The sequence below is a fragment of the Bacillus sp. NP247 genome (assembly GCF_018966865.1).
GTDB lineage: Bacteria > Bacillota > Bacilli > Bacillales > Bacillaceae_G > Bacillus_A.
The window spans coordinates 2,504,781-2,522,752 of sequence record NZ_CP076653.1 but is presented as its reverse complement, the minus strand read 5'-3'; the positions used below and the strand labels follow the sequence as shown (position 1 = coordinate 2,522,752).

14 protein-coding genes are annotated in these 17,972 nt (G+C 37.7%); 10 read left to right on the top strand and 4 right to left on the bottom strand.

Features of this window, described 5'->3' with window-relative positions; translation table 11 throughout:
- Positions 1 to 4: 4 nt before the first annotated feature.
- From KPL75_RS13330 to cls, 3 genes are all read right to left on the bottom strand, one after another.
- Positions 5 to 2,683, bottom strand: a complete 2,679-nt coding sequence (locus tag KPL75_RS13330) for a DUF4084 domain-containing protein (protein WP_219920967.1) — start codon at positions 2,681 to 2,683, stop codon at positions 5 to 7.
- 128 nt (positions 2,684 to 2,811) lie between these two features.
- Complete coding sequence (gene uvsE / locus KPL75_RS13325) at positions 2,812 to 3,765, bottom strand: UV DNA damage repair endonuclease UvsE (RefSeq protein ID WP_219920966.1); 954 nt, start codon at positions 3,763 to 3,765, stop codon at positions 2,812 to 2,814.
- A 33-nt stretch (positions 3,766 to 3,798) separates the two neighbouring features.
- The gene (gene cls, locus KPL75_RS13320) at positions 3,799 to 4,992 is read right to left on the bottom strand and encodes a cardiolipin synthase (protein ID WP_219920965.1); all 1,194 of its coding nucleotides are present in this window, start codon (positions 4,990 to 4,992) and stop codon (positions 3,799 to 3,801) included.
- A 392-nt stretch (positions 4,993 to 5,384) separates the two neighbouring features.
- Between cls and KPL75_RS13315 the strand changes: the two genes are divergently transcribed.
- From KPL75_RS13315 to pyrG, 8 genes are all read left to right on the top strand, one after another.
- Positions 5,385 to 7,496 carry a (Fe-S)-binding protein gene (locus tag KPL75_RS13315; protein WP_219920964.1) on the top strand — a complete coding sequence of 704 codons (2,112 nt, stop codon included), beginning with the start codon at positions 5,385 to 5,387 and terminating at the stop codon, positions 7,494 to 7,496.
- A 9-nt stretch (positions 7,497 to 7,505) separates the two neighbouring features.
- Entirely contained in the window at positions 7,506 to 8,789 is a 1,284-nt protein-coding gene (locus tag KPL75_RS13310; protein ID WP_219920963.1) for an acetyl-CoA C-acetyltransferase, read from the top strand.
- Positions 8,790 to 8,845: 56 nt separating this feature from the next.
- Positions 8,846 to 9,697 (top strand): 3-hydroxybutyryl-CoA dehydrogenase, encoded by an 852-nt coding sequence (locus KPL75_RS13305; RefSeq protein ID WP_219920962.1) that lies wholly within the window; start codon positions 8,846 to 8,848, stop codon positions 9,695 to 9,697.
- A 72-nt stretch (positions 9,698 to 9,769) separates the two neighbouring features.
- Positions 9,770 to 10,900, top strand: coding sequence for an acyl-CoA dehydrogenase (locus KPL75_RS13300; protein ID WP_193646738.1), 1,131 nt, complete (start codon positions 9,770 to 9,772; stop codon positions 10,898 to 10,900).
- A gap of 22 nt (positions 10,901 to 10,922) precedes the next feature.
- Positions 10,923 to 12,062 (top strand): acyl-CoA dehydrogenase AcdA, encoded by a 1,140-nt coding sequence (gene acdA, locus KPL75_RS13295; RefSeq protein ID WP_193655839.1) that lies wholly within the window; start codon positions 10,923 to 10,925, stop codon positions 12,060 to 12,062.
- A gap of 64 nt (positions 12,063 to 12,126) precedes the next feature.
- Entirely contained in the window at positions 12,127 to 12,756 is a 630-nt protein-coding gene (locus KPL75_RS13290; RefSeq protein ID WP_002198759.1) for a TetR/AcrR family transcriptional regulator, read from the top strand.
- Between the two features lie 308 nt (positions 12,757 to 13,064).
- Complete coding sequence (gene rpoE / locus KPL75_RS13285; RefSeq protein WP_219920961.1) at positions 13,065 to 13,595, top strand: DNA-directed RNA polymerase subunit delta; 531 nt, start codon at positions 13,065 to 13,067, stop codon at positions 13,593 to 13,595.
- Between the two features lie 257 nt (positions 13,596 to 13,852).
- Positions 13,853 to 15,460 (top strand): CTP synthase, encoded by a 1,608-nt coding sequence (gene pyrG / locus KPL75_RS13280; RefSeq protein WP_219920960.1) that lies wholly within the window; start codon positions 13,853 to 13,855, stop codon positions 15,458 to 15,460.
- A gap of 31 nt (positions 15,461 to 15,491) precedes the next feature.
- Here pyrG and KPL75_RS13275 read toward each other — a convergent pair whose 3' ends face one another.
- Positions 15,492 to 16,016 carry a DUF2529 domain-containing protein gene (locus tag KPL75_RS13275; RefSeq protein ID WP_219920959.1) on the bottom strand — a complete coding sequence of 175 codons (525 nt, stop codon included), beginning with the start codon at positions 16,014 to 16,016 and terminating at the stop codon, positions 15,492 to 15,494.
- A gap of 202 nt (positions 16,017 to 16,218) precedes the next feature.
- Between KPL75_RS13275 and spo0F the strand changes: the two genes are divergently transcribed.
- Both spo0F and KPL75_RS13265 read left to right on the top strand, forming a co-directional pair.
- A complete protein-coding gene (gene spo0F / locus KPL75_RS13270) occupies positions 16,219 to 16,587 on the top strand; it encodes a sporulation initiation phosphotransferase Spo0F (protein ID WP_000398593.1) in 369 nt (122 codons plus the stop codon).
- A 211-nt stretch (positions 16,588 to 16,798) separates the two neighbouring features.
- The gene (locus tag KPL75_RS13265; RefSeq protein ID WP_002144720.1) at positions 16,799 to 17,656 is read left to right on the top strand and encodes a class II fructose-bisphosphate aldolase; all 858 of its coding nucleotides are present in this window, start codon (positions 16,799 to 16,801) and stop codon (positions 17,654 to 17,656) included.
- The last annotated feature ends 316 nt before the right edge of the window (positions 17,657 to 17,972 follow it).

The following is a 17,972-nucleotide window of genomic DNA, read 5'->3' as shown; positions in this document are numbered from 1 at the left end:
TTACTTAGACGGTTGTTTTTTTGTGGAGTAACATCCAAACATCTTTACTAGAAACAGGTTTGCTAAAGAGGAATCCTTGAATGTGGTCACAGTTTTGCTCGTGTAAAAACTTCCATTGTTCTTCTGTTTCTACACCTTCCGCAATAACCTTTAAATTTAATTCTTTTGATAGCGTAATAATGGAAGCGATAATCGCTTCTTCTAAAGGGCTATTTGTAATTCCACAAATAAATTCTCGAGCAATTTTTAATGTATTGATTGGATATTTCGTTAAATAAGCTAAAGAACTATAACCAGTTCCAAAGTCATCAATTGAAATTTGAATACCGAGATTTTGAAGTTCTTCTAGTTTAGCAATTACAGAATGATTTTGATTAATCGCGATACTTTCCGTAATCTCAATATCTAGCGCTTCCGGCTTTAGTTCTGTTTCTTCCAAGACTTTTGAAATAGTTGATATTAAATCTGCGTGATTAAATTGAACAACAGATAAATTCACACCAACCTTTAAGTTTGAAAATCCTTGGTTATGCCACTTTTTTGCTTCTAAGCAGGCTGTACGTAAAATCCAATTACCAAGTTCAATAATAAATCCTGTCTCCTCTGCTAGAGGGATGAATTGGGCAGGTGATACAATCCCGAGTTTTGGGTGTTTCCAACGAATTAACGCCTCAAAACCGATAATTTGTTTTGTTTTTGTGTTTACTTGTGGCTGGTATTCAAGGAAAAATTCATTTTGTTGTAGTGCTTTTGAAAGCTCACCTTCTAGGAAGTGTATTTCATTTTGAGCAATACTCATTTCTTTTGAGAAGAAAACGAATCTGTTTTTTCCATTTGCCTTTGCTCGATACATAGCCATATCTGCATTTTTCATTAATTCGGTTACATCGGTTCCGTAGTCAGGGTACATTGCAATTCCGATACTCGGTGTAACAGAAAGTTCTTCATCCTTAATAAAGTAAGGCTTATTTAAGATAGTTAAAATTTGTTCAGCTATAAAAGAAGCACTTTTTTCAGAGTACATATCTGGTAATAGAATCGTAAATTCATCTCCGCCTTGGCGGGCAACGATATCTTTAGAACGCAAACATCCACGTAATCTTTTTGCTACTTCAATTAATAATAGATCCCCAACATCATGGCCGAGTCGATCGTTAATTTTTTTAAATCGATCTAAGTCGAGGAACATGACCGCAACGTCATTAGTGTTGTTTTGAGCTGTATTTAAAATCGTTTTTAAATCTTTTTCGAATTTCCGGCGATTCGGTAGTCCTGTAAGTGCATCATGGAAAGCCAAATGTTCTACTTGTTTTTGTTTTTCATATAAAGTTGTAATATCACGTGCTATACCAAACATCCCAACAACTTCTTTATTTATAAAAGTCGGGATGAGTGTAATGTGAAGGTAATAATAATAGCCCTCTTTTTCTTTTGTACGAACTTCTAGAGTTTGTGGTCCACCTTCTTTTGTAATTTGCAAGGATTTCTTCAATAATTTATGATCTTTTGGATCAATGAAGTGTAGAAGAGAATAGCTCGTTACTTCACAATAGTAGGCTGTAAATAAACTTTCGCAAGCCTTATTAGATTGTTGAAAAATCCCGTTCATATTTAAAGAAAAAACAGCATCAGGATGATCCTCGAATAAAGATGTATAACGTTGTTCACTTTTTGATAGTGCAGATGCGCCTTCTTCAACTTTACCTTCTAGTTGTGTAGTCAACTGTTCGTACGTATCGATTAATACTTGATTATCTTTCCACATGTAAAGTTGTCGTAGGAATAATAAGATAAGTGATAATACGAGACCGATTAACATGAATTTATCATCCCAAGGCTGAATGACAATAAAGGAAAAAGTAATGATTATACTAAAATAAGGTAATATAAAGCGTACATAATCGAATCGATAATATTTAGTCTTAGTTTCATGTTGCATTGGTTTATCTAAAATGTATAGTATGGACGATAAACCGATTAATAAAATTGAAGCAGTATGTATTAAATAAGAGACTTCAGAAGAAGTTTCCATTCCTGATCTTAACTGGAACAGGTGTATATATCCGTAAACAAGTATGATAGTGAAGCCGACAATTAATGAGATTCTACTAGAAGAATACTGTTCTCTTCTATATAAGCTAATAACGGCGTAAATTACTAATGATTGTGCAATAAAATATCCAATTAAAACCCACGTATCTGTTGTTAACATACGAAAGCTTGAAATGTCTAAAATAAAGGTTAAGGTAAAGTAAATATTCATAATAACAATAAAGATGCTATCGAATGAAAATTGAGCAAGACCTCTAATGGAGTAATGTTTTATGAACTTTATAGCAAAGCCAGAAAAGAGCAAAATATATTGTACGATGAAAAAAGGTAGTGCTCTATATGAAAATATGACTTGATCATAAATAGAAAGAGAATGAAGAAATAAAGTTATTTCCATAGTTAGTCCACATAGGCAAGTACATAGTAGTAAAACCCAAAATAGTTTATCACCGCGCTTCATTTTTTTAATTGCTTTATATAAACAATAACAAGAAAAGAGTGCAGCAAAACAAAATAAGAAGAGAATTCCAATTTCTTTTATATTCAAGTCCTTAGGGATAAGGAATATCCAAAGAGAAAATATAATAATATACATCATGACAAATTGTACATATTTTTTTTGATTAATCATATAATGGCTCCGTTTCAATAAAGTTGAATCACAGGGGGAAAATGCTAATTTAAATAATAGCATACAAATGGAGATGTTTTTTACTGTAAAAATTACTTTTTTTTGAAAAAATAGCGCAATGTTACAAATTACCATTGTAACATTGCGCCATTTTTTCTTTTTATTCCTCTTATTGAAGAGATTTCACTTATTAATTGGAGAAGTGCTAAATCCTTTTGTTTACTTTCAATCATAATATCGAAATCACGGTCAACCTTTTTTGCAATGTGCAAAAAGGGTTTAATAAATTCTAAATCAATATAATCTGAGTGGGCCCTAAATTCTTTTTCTGATTTAGGAGAAGAAATATGAACTTTAGGTGGGATATTTGTATGTGACCAAGTTTCAAATATCATAGGAAGTAACTCTTCTAGCGGCTCACCACAAAGGTTCGCTATGTGATGATGATAATCGAACACGAAAGGGATTTTTTCTTTTTGACAAATAGCCAAAGTTTCAGAAGTTGTATATGTTTTATCGTCATTTTCAAGAGTCATTTGTCTTTTTATATGGTAAGGAAGTTTTTGTATGTTTTCATGAAAACGTTCGATTGCCTTCTCCTTATTTCCATACGCACCACCTACATGGATATTAATGTAGGAAGAATTTGCAATTCCCATAGCATTTAACACGTTATAATGATAGGTCATATCTGTAATCGCATTAGTTGTAATATGTGATTTGTCGCTTGTAAATAGTGTGAATTGATTGGGATGAAAACTTACGCGTAAATTGTGTTCTTGAATTAATGCTCCTATTTTACGCCATAGTGGAGCAAATATTTGAATGTAATCAAATTCAACTTCAGGATGTGTTGCAAGCGGGACGATAGAAGATGATAAACGATATAATGGAATTTCGTGTGCAATATTGTAATGAAGGATGCGTATTGTGTGTTCTAGATTTTGCAGTGTAACATTATATAATTTATCTTCACGTTCTTGTTTTTTTAGTTTTTTCCAGCTTGTAAATGTTATTGTTTTGGCAGGCGAACAGTCCCATAATGCCGTAGCATGTGAGACATATCCAAATCGAATTATCATATGTGATGCACCTCTTTGGCTCTTGAAATTTCTCTATAAAAAGAATGCGAGTACCGTTCCTATCCATTCCTTTCCTCTGTCGATCATGGAGAGAGGGCTGACATCTTCAAAGGAAAGTAATGAGGAGCGTCCTAAATCTTCCTCGAATTTACCTTTTACTTCCTGTATGAAATATTTATCGTATAAAAGGCAATTGATTTCATGGTTAATATATAAACTTCTCATATCGAAATTAGCAGTTCCGATATCACAAATATGATCGTCTACTATAATGATTTTTGCGTGGAAAAATCCTTGCTGAAAAGCGTAAATATTACAACCAGCTTGTATTAACTTTCGGCAATATGGGAATTTTGCTTCTCGAACGAGGGCATGATCAGCCTTTTGTGGAACGAGAATAGTTATTTGAACCCCACGTTTTCGTGCTTTTAATAATGCATTCATAATTTTTTTTCCAGGAATAAAATAGGGTGTACCGATAAAGAGTTCTTTTTTCGCGCTTTCGATTAAATGTAAAAATGTATTTTGTAAATAGGCACCATCAGTAGGGATGAAACGATGTAGAACGGTCCCTGGTTGTTGCATAGGAAAATAAAGAGATGAATCTAATAAATTTTGGTCTGTATCGTCGAGCCAATCATGTAAAAATTGTTTTTGTAAATCTTGTATCCCTTCTCCTGTAAGACGTAAATGATAATCTCGCCATAATCCTAACTTTTGATTATGCCCTAAATATTCCTCGCCAATGTTAAATCCACCGATATAACCAATTTTCCCGTCAATAACTGTAATTTTTCTATGGTTTCTTTGATTTGCAGAAAAGAAAGGAAAAGGAAATTTTACTTTATGACAAAATGAAAAAGAGACACCATGCTTTTGTAGGGAGTAAATCACTTCTTTTGATAAATAATGACTTCCAAACCGGTCGAGTAAAAGTCTTACTTCAATTCCTTCCTGTGCTTTATCGATAAGTAACTTTAAAAACGTACGACTTATGTCATCGTTTTTTACAATAAAAAATAAAACGTGCACATGGTGTTTAGCTTGTTTTATATCAGTAAAGAGAGCATCGTACAGATCATTTCCGTATGTATAAAGGCGAAAATCACTTTGACGTAAAGGGAAAGAACGAGAACGTACACGCTTTAAATGAACAATTTTCCCATATGAAAGGTCAATTGTAATCCAGAGAGCGCTGCCTAATAACAAGAGAGATAAGAAGAACATAAGTAAATTCCCTCCTTCACGGTCTTTTCACCATCAGTTTTTTTACAAATCAAAAATTTACTTTATCCCGCTATTTGCAGGCAGTAAGACTCCCACCTTAAAATTAGGGTGAAACCAGAAAGTTGGGTGGGATTCGGGCTGCCCGTAAAGGTCCGATTAGTGTGGGCTAATAATCATTGGGTATGAACAGCCCCGCCTAGATTAAAGTTTCACTTTATAGTTTCACCTAAATAAACAGCTTTATTAAAAAATGTGTTGTTGTATAACAAAAAACTGTTGACTGAATGCTCACTCATTATATAATGGGAATAGGGGATATAATTCAGAAAATTATATATTTTCGAAGATTCTAAAAAAAGAAAGAGGGCTTACAAAGAGAGGGGTAGCATAAAATGAATAGCTTACTAATCATTAATTGGCTGGCTGCCATTGCTGTTATTACTTATGCGGGATATTTGTTTGTATATCTTATACGAACGAGGATGGCCTACATACAATTAGGAAAAAAGATTGAATTTGATCGTCGTTTTAAAGAGCGTTGGGATCTCCTTAAGGTCAATGTTTTCGGTCAAAAAAAGTTGCTGAAAGATAAAAAGAGCGGCATCATTCACGTTATGTTCTTTTACGGATTTATTCTTGTCCAATTTGGAGCAATTGACTTCGTTTGGAAAGGGCTTGCACCAGGATCACATCTTCCACTTGGACCACTATACCCTGCATTTACATTCTTCCAGGAAATTGTCACACTTGTTATTTTAATTGCAGTCTTTTGGGCTTTTCATAGACGCTATGTTGAAAAGCTTGTTCGTTTAAAACGTAATTTCAAATCAGGTCTTGTCCTTATCTTTATCGGTGGCTTAATGATTTCTGTGCTACTTGGTAATGGGATGGGAATTATATGGCATGGCGAAGAGCTTTCGTGGAGTGAACCAATCGCTTCTGCAATCGCTTACGTTTTCTCAGGAGTAAATGAAATCGTAGCCATTTCAGTGTTCTATTTCTCTTGGTGGGTGCATCTATTAATCTTGTTAACGTTTTTAGTTTATGTACCACAATCAAAACATGCGCATTTAATTGCTGGACCAGTTAACGTATTTTTTGGTCGTCTTTCAAATCCAGGAAAACTTGAAAAAATCGATTTTGAAGATGAAACGCAAGAAACATTCGGTGTTGGTAAAATTGAAGACTTTAGACAAAATCAACTTATCGACTTATATTCTTGCGTCGAATGTGGTCGTTGTACAAATATGTGTCCGGCAACAGGAACAGGAAAAATGTTATCACCGATGGATTTAATTTTAAAACTTCGTGATCATTTAACTGATAAAGGAGCAGCGGTAACATCAAAAGCACCGTGGGTTCCAGTTGTTGCTTTTAATAATACACAAGGAAATCAGTTAGCGATGATGGCAGCTGGAAAAGGACAACAAGAATCAGCGGCTACAGCGCTAGCGTACGACCCAAGTTTAATCGGAGATGTTATTACAGAAGAAGAGATTTGGGCATGTACAACGTGCCGTAACTGTGAAGATCAGTGCCCAGTTATGAATGAGCATGTTGACAAAATTATTGATTTACGCCGTTATCTTGTTTTAACAGAAGGAAAAATGGACGCAGAAGCGCAACGTGCGATGACAAACATCGAGCGTCAAGGGAATCCGTGGGGTCTGAACCGTAAAGAGCGTGAAACATGGCGCCAAGGTGATGATGAAGTAACGGTTCCAACTGTAAAAGAAAAATCAAAAGCTGGCGAGGAGTTCGAATATTTATTCTGGGTTGGATCAATGGGTTCGTATGACAATCGGAGTCAGAAGATTGCGATATCATTCGCGAAGCTAATGAACGAAGCAGACATTTCATTTGCGATTCTCGGCAATAAAGAAAAGAATTCTGGAGATACACCGCGCCGCCTTGGAAATGAATTCGTATTCCAAGAGATGGCAACAAAAAATATCGAAGAATTTGAAAAAGCAGGAGTGAAGAAAATCGTTACGATTGATCCTCACGCTTATAACACATTTAAAAATGAGTATCCAGACTTTGGCCTACAAGCAGAAGTCTATCATCATACAGAATTGTTAGCTCAGTGGGTGAAAGAAGGACGCTTAAAACCTGTTCACGCTATTGAGGAGACAGTTACGTACCATGATTCCTGTTATTTAGGAAGATACAACGAAGTGTACGAGGCACCACGCGACATTTTGAAAGCAATTCCTGGTGTGAACCTTGTAGAAATGGCACGTAACCGCGAAACAGGAATGTGCTGTGGCGCAGGTGGTGGCTTAATGTGGATGGAGGAGACAGCGGGTTCTCGTATTAACGTTGCCCGTACAGAACAAGCACTAGATGTGCAACCATCCATTATCGGTACAGGTTGTCCATATTGCTTAACAATGATTAGTGATGGGACGAAAGCGAAGGAAGTAGAAGAGAAAGTTCAAACACTTGATGTAACAGAGATTTTAGAACGATCTGTTATCGGGCAGAAGAAAGAAGCAATGTAGTTTGTAAGCATGTATACAACTTTAGAAAGAGGTGCAATTATTGCACCTCTTCTAAGCGTAAGGATACCGAGCGAGCGCTCGGTGCTAAAAAAAGAAATGGGGGAAAGAAATATGAATAAAACAGTTATTTTAAGTGCTGCAAGAACACCGGTTGGAAAATTTGGAGGAACTTTAAAAGACGTGAAAGCAACAGAACTTGGAGGAATCGCAATTAAGGCAGCGCTTGAAAGAGCGAACGTTTCCGCTAGTGATGTTGAAGAAGTTATATTCGGAACGGTTATCCAAGGAGGACAAGGACAAATTCCATCACGCCAAGCAGCAAGAGCGGCCGGCATTCCTTGGGAAGTGCAGACAGAAACAGTAAATAAAGTTTGTGCATCAGGACTTCGTGCAGTTACGTTAGCGGATCAAATTATTCGTACTGGTGATCAATCACTGATTGTAGCTGGTGGAATGGAATCGATGAGTAACAGCCCTTACATTTTACGAGGGGCAAGATGGGGATACAGAATGGGTAACAACGAAGTTATCGATTTAAACGTTGCAGACGGTTTAACATGCGCATTTTCAGGTATACACATGGGTGTTTATGGCGGAGAAGTTGCAAAAGAGGATGGGATCTCTCGCGAAGCACAAGATGAATGGGCATATCGTAGCCATCAACGTGCGGTTTCGGCACATAAAGAAGGTCGTTTTGAAGAGGAGATTGTACCAGTAACAATTCAGCAAAGAAAAGGCGATCCTATCGTCGTGGCTAAGGATGAGGCGCCGCGCGCGGATACAACGATTGAAAAATTAGCGAAATTAAAGCCTGTTTTTGATAAGACGTCGGCAGTAACAGCGGGTAATGCTCCTGGACTAAATGATGGCGGTGCTGCGCTTGTATTAATGAGCGAGGACAGAGCGAAGCAAGAAGGAAGAAAGCCATTGGCGACAATTTTGGCGCATACGGCGATTGCAGTAGAATCAAAGGATTTCCCAAGAACACCAGGTTATGCAATTAATGAATTGCTGAAAAAGACAGGTAAGACAATTGAAGAAATTGATTTATTTGAAATCAATGAGGCATTTGCGGCAGTAGCAATTGCTAGTACAGAAATCGCAGGGATTGATCCGGAAAAATTGAATGTAAATGGTGGTGCTGTAGCAATGGGGCATCCAATTGGAGCGAGCGGAGCACGTATTATCGTTACACTTATCCATGCACTGAAGCAGCGCGGCGGCGGACTTGGAATTGCTTCTATTTGTAGCGGTGGCGGTCAAGGTGATGCAGTGATGATTGAGGTTCATTAATTTACGTTCAGGAAATTTTTGGTTTATTAACAACTTATATTAAGGGGGAAGAAAGAATGGGTGTACAAAAAATAGTTGTAATTGGTGCAGGACAAATGGGTTCAGGTATCGCACAAGTGTGTGCAATGGCAGGCTATGATGTGAAAGTGCAAGATTTAAAGCAAGAGCAGTTAGAGCGAGGGTTAGCTGTTATTTCGAAAAATTTAGCCCGTCAAGTAGAAAAAGGCCGTATGAAGGAAGAAGAGAAAGAAGCGACTTTAAATCGTCTTACATGGACGCTCGATCTAAATAGTGTCAAAGAAGCGGATCTTGTTATTGAAGCAGCTGTTGAGAAAATGGATATTAAAAAGAAAATTTTTGCGAATCTAGATGAAATCGCTCCAGAACACGCGATTTTAGCGACGAATACGTCATCGTTACCAATTACGGAAATTGCAGCGGTAACGAAACGTCCTGAGAAAGTAATCGGCATGCACTTTATGAATCCAGTTCCAGTTATGAAACTCGTTGAAATTATTCGTGGTTTAGCTACAGATGATGCAGTGTACGAAACGATTGAGGATATTACGAAAAAAATCGGGAAAGTGCCAGTCGAAGTAAATGATTTCCCAGGGTTTGTATCGAACCGTATTTTATTACCGATGATTAACGAAGCGATCTATACGTTATATGAAGGTGTAGCGACGAAAGAAGCGATTGATGAAGTAATGAAACTTGGCATGAATCATCCTATGGGACCACTTACATTAGCTGATTTTATTGGTTTAGATACGTGTTTATACATTATGGAAGTGTTGCATGAAGGATTAGGAGATAGTAAATATCGCCCATGTCCATTATTACGTAAGTATGTGAATGCAGGATGGTTAGGACGTAAAACGGGTCGTGGTTTCTACGTTTACGAATAAATTCCTCCCTTTATTAAAGTAGTGGTCTGACCAAATTATTAAAAAGATATATAGCAAACGGAGGCGAAGTACATGAATTTTCATTTTACTGAAGAGCAACAAATGATGAGGAAAATGGTTCGAGATTTTGCGCAGAAGGAAATAGCTCCCTTTGTTCCTAGTATGGAACAAGGGGTGTTCCCAAAAGAGATTTTGCAAAAGATGGGTGAGCTTGGATTAATGGGTATTCCAGCGCCTGCAAAATATGGCGGGGCAGAAATGGATTTTATTTCTTACATTCTAGCGATTGAAGAAATTTCAAAAGTAAGCGCAACGGTTGGTGTAATTTTAGCTGTACATACGTCAGTTGGAATGAATCCGATTTTGTATTTCGGAACAGAAGAACAGAAGCAGAAATATGTTTCTAAACTGGCGACTGGTGAATATTTAGGCGCATTTGCTCTAACAGAACCGAATGCAGGATCAGATGCAGGTAGTTTGAAATCAAGAGCTGTAAAAAAGGGCGATCACTACATCATTAATGGATCGAAAGTCTTTATTACAAATGGTGGTGAAGCAAGTACATATATCGTCTTCGCGTCTACAAATCCAGATGCAGGGAAAAGCGGGATTTCAGCATTTATAGTAGAGAAAGATACACCAGGCTTAATCATCGGAAAAGATGAGCATAAGATGGGTCTTCTTGGTTCTCGTACAGTGCAACTTACGTTTGAAGATATGAAAGTGCCGGCCGAGAATTTACTTGGTGAAGAAGGACAAGGATTTAAGGTGGCAATGGCGAATTTAGATGTTGGGCGAATTGGAATCGGAGCGCAGGCATTAGGAATCGCGGAAGCGGCGCTTGCATGTGCGATTGATTATGCGAAAGAGCGTGAGCAATTCGGAAAGCCAATTGCGGCGCAGCAAGGACTCGGATTCAAACTTGCAGATATGGCGACTAGCGTAGAAGCAGCGCGATTACTTGTATACAGAGCAGCATCGCTAAGAGCACAAGGATTACCATGCGGTAAAGAAGCTTCTATTGCGAAATTATTTGCTTCTAAGACGGCTGTTGAAGTTGCGATTGAAGCAGTGCAAGTATTTGGTGGTTATGGTTATACGAAAGATTATCCAGTAGAAAGATTTTTCCGTGATGCGAAGATCACACAAATATATGAAGGAACGAGCGAAATACAAAAGCTTGTAATTAGTCGAGCTTTATAAAAAGGCAGAGGGGGAGACGGGAATGCATTTTAAATTATCAGAAGAACATGAAATGATAAGAAAAATGGTTCGGGATTTTGCAAGGAATGAAGTAGCACCGACAGCAGCAGAGCGTGATGAGGAAGAGCGATTTGATCGCGCTTTATTCGATCAAATGGCAGAGCTTGGTTTAACCGGTATTCCGTGGCCTGAAGAATACGGCGGAATTGGAAGCGATTACTTGGCGTATGTAATTGCCGTTGAAGAATTATCCCGCGTTTGTGCTTCTACAGGTGTAACGTTGTCTGCACATACTTCACTTGCTGGATGGCCAATTTTTAAGTTTGGAACGGAAGAGCAAAAACAAAAGTTTTTGCGCCCAATGGCTGAAGGGAAGAAAATTGGTGCATATGGCTTAACAGAACCAAGCTCTGGATCAGATGCTGGTGGAATGAGGACGACTGCAAAGCGAGATGGAGACCATTACATTTTAAATGGTTCGAAAATCTTTATTACAAATGGCGGCATTGCTGATATTTATGTTGTTTTTGCATTAACAGATCCTGAGTCGAAGCAGCGCGGCACGAGTGCATTTATTGTGGAGAGTGATACGCTAGGATTTTCAGTTGGGAAGAAGGAAAGTAAATTAGGAATCCGCTCTTCGCCAACGACTGAAATTATGTTTGAAGACTGCCGTATTCCTGCAAGGAATCTGCTAGGGGAAGAGGGCCAAGGATTTAAAGTTGCGATGCAAACGTTAGATGGCGGCCGTAATGGTATTGCGGCGCAAGCGGTCGGGATTGCACAATCCGCTTTAGATGCTTCTGTAGAATATGCAAGAGAACGTCATCAGTTTGGGAAGCCAATTGCGGCGCAACAAGGAATTGGCTTTAAACTTGCAGATATGGCAACGGATGTAGAGGCAGCGCGTCTTTTAACATATCAAGCGGCTTGGCTTGAATCTGAAGGGCTTCCATACGGGAAAGAATCAGCGATGTCAAAAGTATTTGCAGGTGATACAGCGATGAAGGTAACGACTGAAGCAGTACAAGTATTTGGTGGTTATGGTTATACGAAAGATTATCCAGTAGAGCGTTATATGCGCGATGCAAAGATTACACAAATATATGAGGGAACACAAGAGATTCAAAGGCTTGTAATTTCTCGTATGTTAACGAAGTAGGAACGAAAGCGTAGGTATTTTCCTACGCTTTTTACTTCCAAAAATAATAGAGAGAGGTGAAGGCATGGTTAAACATAATGTACATGCGTCGGTGAAAGATGAAAAATTAGTTGCGTTAAGGCGTGAACAAATGATTAAAGGTGCGGTGCAGCTATTTAAGCAAAAAGGATTCCCGCGTACAACAACGAGAGAAATTGCGAAAGCGGCTGGATTTAGTATCGGAACACTTTATGAATATATTCGCACAAAAGATGATGTATTATATTTAGTTTGTGATAGTATTTATGAACATGTAAAAGAGCGGTTAGAGGAAGTAGTGTGTACAGAGAAGGGAAGTATAGAAAGCTTAAAGATAGCGATAACGAATTACTTTAAAGTGATGGATGAATTGCAAGAAGAAGTATTAATTATGTATCAAGAGGTACGTTTTTTACCGAAAGAATCACTCCCCTATGTATTAGAAAAAGAGTTTCAAATGGTCGGGATGTTTGAGAATATTTTAGAGCAGTGTACGGAAAATGGGACATTTACACTAAATAAAAAGGAAATACAGCTTCTTGCACATAATATTTTCATACAAGGACAAATGTGGGGATTTAGACGCTGGGCGCTGCAAAAACTGTATACGCTCGAAGAATATACTGAAATGCAAATTAGGTATGTAATGCAAGGGGCGCACATGCTTCCGAAATAAGGAATAGACAAATTATAATTTTATTACCATATAAAGTGAAACTTTAATCAGTGGGGGGGGTGTTCATCCCCCACTGATCATTAGCCCTCACCAATCGGGCGTTCACGGGCAGCAGGGCTCCCACCTAACTTCTTTGCTCCATCCGAATTTTGAGATGGGAGTTTTATTGCCCGCAAATAGAGGGATAAAAGTTTCCCGTTTTTTTTGTAGCATATTTGTGCGACTTTTGTTTATAATGAATAGTATGGATTTTTTTAAGCAGACCGTTGTATATAAGGTTATATTTGAAGAAAGGAAGTGCCGCATAAGTGAATTTTAAGCAATATTCACCAGAAGAGCTAAAAGAATGTTCAATGATTGAAGTTGTACATAGCGTTTTAGGGGATAAAAGACAAGCAACGACATTCAACGAGTTGGTTCAAGAAATCGCTCAAGTGCTGGGACTATCTCAAGAACAAGTTAATGCGAAACTCGCACAATTTTATACAGATTTAAACATCGATGGACGTTTCATTAATTTAGGCGAAAATCGTTGGGGGCTACGTAGCTGGTACCCATATGAGCAAATTGATGAAGAAATTCTGCCTCAGCCAAAACCGAAGAAGAAACGCAAAGTTGAAGAGGACGGTTTTGACGACTACATTGAAGAAGATGATGATGTAGAAGAAGATACAGAAGAAGATGTAGAAGATGTAGAAGATTTGGACAAGGTTCTTGAAGACGAAGACGCAGATGATGAAGATGATGATCTTGATGATTTAGAAGAAGATAATGAAGACTTCGAAGAAGAAGAACTTGAGTATGATGAAACTGAAGAAGAAGAAGAGGAAGAGCGGTAGTTCTTGACTTTTCATTATCGTCCATGTAGAATCATTTTTGGGCTCTTTAAAAAAGGACGATAATACTTTTAAAGTGTAAATATAAAAGAAAATTGCTCCCTACTTATTACTTTATGTGATGAGGGGAGCAATTTTCTTTTTTGTTTTTTGTTTAGAAAATAAAAAGAGTCTAACAATAAGATAGGTACAGTGTTATCTACATACGTTGCGCTTTGCAACGGTGATTATATAACAACGAAGTAGAAGGGAGTATTTTCATGACTAAGTATATTTTTGTAACAGGCGGTGTAGTATCGTCTTTAGGAAAAGGTATTACAGCAGCATCTCTTGGAAGACTTTTAAAGAATCGTGGTTTAAACGTAACTATTCAAAAGTTTGATCCATATATTAACGTAGACCCAGGGACTATGAGCCCATACCAACACGGTGAGGTATTCGTAACAGATGATGGTGCAGAAACTGACTTAGACCTAGGTCACTATGAGCGTTTTATCGACATCAACTTAAATAAATACAGCAACGTAACAACAGGTAAAATTTACTCTTCAGTTCTTCAAAAAGAGCGTCGTGGTGAATATTTAGGAGGAACAGTTCAAGTTATTCCTCACATTACTAACGAAATTAAAGAACGTGTATATCGTTCTGGTCGCGAAACAAACGCCGACGTTGTTATTACAGAAATCGGTGGAACTGTTGGTGATATTGAGTCTCTGCCATTCTTAGAAGCAATTCGTCAAATTAAGAGCGACATCGGTCGTGACAATGTAATGTACATTCACTGTACGTTAATCCCGTACTTAAAAGCAGCGGGCGAAATGAAAACAAAACCAACGCAACATAGCGTTAAAGAGCTTCGCAGCTTAGGTATTCAACCAAATATTATCGTTGTTCGTACAGAACTACCTGTTTCTCAGGACATGAAAGACAAGCTTGCATTATTCTGTGACATCGATACAAAAGCAGTTATCGAAGCACGAGATGCAGATACTTTATATGCGGTTCCATTAGCTCTTCAAGAACAAAACATGGACCAAATCGTTTGCGATCACTTAAAATTAGACAATCCTGCTGCAGATATGACAGATTGGAATGCACTAGTTAATAAAGTACGTAACCTTTCTAAGAAAACAAAAATCGCTCTTGTTGGTAAATACGTAGAGCTTCAAGATGCATATATTTCTGTTGTAGAAGCACTTCGTCATGCGGGTTATTCATTCGACACAGATGTAGAAGTGAAATGGGTAAACGCTGAGCACGTAACAGCAGAGAACGTAAAAGAATTAGTTGGCGATACAGATGGTATCCTTGTACCAGGTGGCTTCGGTGATCGTGGTGTAGAAGGTAAAATCGTTGCAATTCAATATGCTCGTGAAAACAAAGTTCCATTCTTAGGAATTTGCTTAGGTATGCAACTTGCATCAATCGAATTTGCACGTAACGTATTAGGATTAGAAGGGGCTAACTCTTCTGAAATTAATCCTGACACACCTTATGCAATTATCGATTTATTACCAGAACAAAAAGATGTAGAAGATTTAGGTGGTACACTTCGCCTTGGTCTATACCCATGTAAGCTTGCTGAAGAAACGAATGCTTACAATGCTTACAACGAGCCGGTTGTATATGAACGTCATCGTCATCGTTATGAGTTTAACAATCAATTCCGTCCAGATATGGAAAAAGCGGGATTTGTATTCTCTGGTACAAGCCCAGACGGTCGTCTAGTGGAAATTATTGAATTACAAGATCACCCGTGGTTCGTGGCAGCACAGTTCCACCCAGAACTTGTATCTCGTCCAAACCGTCCACAACCATTGTTCCATGACTTCGTAAGTGCTTCTATTACGAATAAAGAGAGCAAGTAATAAAAAAAGCGCCTGAAATAGGGCGCTTTTTTTAATATTCGTTTAACATTTCATCAATTGTAAATTTCAATCCGTGATAAGCAAATAAAGCTATAATTAAACTTGGGAACCCGTACCGGTTACCTTCATCATCTGGAATAAGACCTTTTAACAGCTTTGTATCAATATGTACATCTGTATATTGTTCCAGTGATTCAGCATCTTCTTGAATAGCCGAGATTCCAACGATAGATTGGCCTTCTTCATGAAGCTTTTTCGCGATTTTTATAATTTCTTCATCTGTCGAAAAACGACTAATAAGAAGTACGCGGTCCGCAGAAGTCACTGCCGCCAGTTCACCGTTTTCTATTAAACATTTTGCTTGTTTCATTGGTTCGGCGCCAAATAATGCTTCTGAAACAATGCCCTCCATTTCGTTTGTACCATGCAAGTAAATGAAGCCGTCGCCAACTAACGCCTGGGCAAGTAGACGAGCGCTATCTTCTATATTCATTTCCTCTTTTTGAGAAATTCTGGAGAAATATCCACTTAATTGAGTTGAGAAAATTTTTAACATGTTGTTGCTCCCTTCTTTCGTGTTAGCTGGTTCTCATTATAGCTTATTTTTTTTGGAAAGGGGAAATAGTAGGGTGGCATAACAAAATAGGAAACGGTAAAATAAGAAAGAATAGGAAGGGATTTGGCAAAGAGTAGCGAAAATAAACCGATAAGATATAAGAAGCTTTAAATCTTGTACTTACACAGAAAGGTTGGGAGTTATGGAAGGGAAAATTTTAATCGTTGATGATCAATATGGCATTCGTGTTTTATTGCATGAAGTGTTCCAAAAAGAAGGTTATCAGACGTTCCAAGCAGCGAATGGATTTCAAGCTTTAGATATCGTGAAAAAGGATAATCCGGATTTAGTAGTGTTAGATATGAAAATCCCAGGTATGGATGGTATAGAGATTTTAAAACATGTAAAAGAAATTGATGAGAGTATTAAAGTGATTTTAATGACTGCTTATGGAGAATTGGATATGATTCAAGAAGCGAAAGATTTAGGAGCTTTAATGCACTTTGCTAAACCGTTTGATATTGATGAGATTCGTCAAGCAGTGAGAGAGCAGCTTGCTGTAGAGGCGTAAAAAATGAATTTTTTATAAAAAATATGTAAAAAAGCGTTTACATGGACTATTGAGCAGGTGAATACGGTTGAGTTTTTGAGTACAAGTTGTTATCCTATTGAGTGTAGAAAGAAGTCCGGTATGTAAATATACATATTTTACCTTATTCTGGTCATACTACCAGCGATAAGAATTTATCGGATACAAAAAACGTTTTTTAGGAGGATTCACCATGCCTTTAGTTTCTATGAAAGAAATGCTAAACACAGCACTAGAAGGAAAATACGCAGTTGGTCAATTCAACATGAACAACTTAGAGTGGACTCAAGCTATCTTAGCTGCTGCGGAAGAAGAAAAATCTCCTGTAATCTTAGGTGTATCTGAGGGTGCAGCTCGTCATATGACTGGTTTCAAAACAGTTGTAGCTATGGTTAAAGCTTTAATCGAAGAAATGCACATCACTGTACCTGTAGCTATTCACCTTGACCATGGTTCAAGCTTCGAAAAATGTAAAGAAGCAATCGATGCAGGTTTCACATCTGTAATGATCGACGCTTCTCACCACCCATTCGAAGAAAACGTTGAAACTACTAAAAAAGTGGTAGAATACGCACACGCTCGTAACGTATCTGTTGAAGCTGAGCTTGGAACAGTTGGCGGACAAGAAGACGACATTATCGCTGAAGGCGTAATTTACGCTGATCCTGCAGAGTGTAAGCACCTTGTTGAAGCAACAGGTATCGATTGCCTAGCTCCAGCTTTAGGTTCTGTACACGGTCCTTACAAAGGTGAGCCTAACTTAGGATTCAAAGAAATGGAAGAAGTTCGCGACTTCACTGGCGTACCTTTAGTATTACACGGTGGTACTGGTATCCCAACTGCTGATATCGTAAAAGCTATTTCTTTAGGTACTTCAAAAATTAACGTAAACACTGAGAACCAAATTGAGTTTACAAAAGCTGTTCGTGAAGCATTAAACAAAGACCAAGAAGTTTACGATCCTCGTAAATATATTGGACCTGGCCGCGACGCTATCAAAGCAACTGTTGCTGGTAAAATGCGTGAGTTCGGTTCTAACGGTAAAGCGTAAGAATAAAATTCCGTTTTGGAAACCGTCTAGTCTTTTAGACGGTTTCCTTTCGTTGTATAATGAAAGCGCGAACAAGTCTAAAGATTTTATAAAGTAAATTTTTTATTCGCGAATATAGAAAATAATGTGCATAGTCCTATTAATAAATGTGGTAAGTATCTGAATTGAGGGATTTGATTCGATGAATAGTTAATCTTCATCTATTTGTACAGCAGGGGAGCTACAGGTGATGGTTTTCTACTTATTGAGTTTCAGGATGGAAAGAGTGATTGAGATTCTTAAGGGGGAATCTTCTACTTCTTATAAAGAAGTAGAA